This window comes from Micrococcus sp. LASM2_SD2, from assembly GCF_057364565.1.
This window is the reverse complement of record NZ_JBNFOB010000446.1, coordinates 1-786: the sequence shown is the minus strand read 5'-3', so window position 1 is coordinate 786 and position 786 is coordinate 1. Positions and strand designations below refer to the sequence as shown.

The window sequence follows — 786 nt, the reverse complement described above, 5'->3', positions numbered from 1 at the left end:
CGTCCAGGTCTCCGGCGCCCCCAGAACGGGGAGGCGGCGGCGGTGCCCTTGATGCCCACCGGCTCCAGGGCGAGCACGGGCGCGCCGGCGGCGTCCCAGCGGGCCACGGTGGCGAGCATCCCGTCCGCGCCGTCCAGGCGGTCGGCGTGGATCCGGACGACCTCATCACCCACCCGCACCACCACGCGGCGCTTGGGATTGTGCCGCAGCACGGTCCAGGAGCGCGCCTGCGGGTGACGCCGCTGGAGCACGTCCCGGGCCCGGCGGATCGGCACGGCCAGGGCCGGGTCGGTCCACACGCTGCCCCACAGCACCGTGGCGTCCCCGTCCCAGGGATGGACGCGGACGTGGCCCTCGAGCCCGAGCTTCTCGGCGCGCCGCTGTGCGCTGCGCACCTTGTCCGCGTCGGACGTGAGCATGAGCCAGCCGTGGTCCGACTCCTCCAGGGAGGCGGTGAGGGACTCGGTGCCGTCCGTGCCCACGGCGCGCCAGGAGACGATGATCGACTGCCCCGGCTTCACCCGCTCGTGCACGGCCTCCACCCGGCGGCCGACGATTGCGGACAGGCCCTCGTCCGAGAGGACCTGCTCCACGCCCGGCAGGGCGGTGAGCTCGGCGCGCCGGGTGTCGGCGGTGTCCTGCGTGGGGGTCATGTCTGCTCCTTGCTGCCCTGCGGCCGGTTGTCCCGCTGCTGCTCGCTGCTGTCCTGCGGCGGCGAGCTGCTCTCCTTTGCCTGCACGGCCCGGCCGTCCGGGTCCACCGGCTCGGCGGCCGGCCCGCTCCGCG

At 75.6% G+C, this 786-nt stretch carries 1 protein-coding gene; it reads right to left on the bottom strand.

The window, feature by feature from the left end:
* Nucleotides 1-653 (bottom strand): hypothetical protein (locus tag AC2W7A_RS13030; RefSeq protein WP_485991695.1); only part of this gene is annotated, 653 nt, incomplete at its 3' end.
* Nucleotides 654-786: the final 133 nt, after the last annotated feature.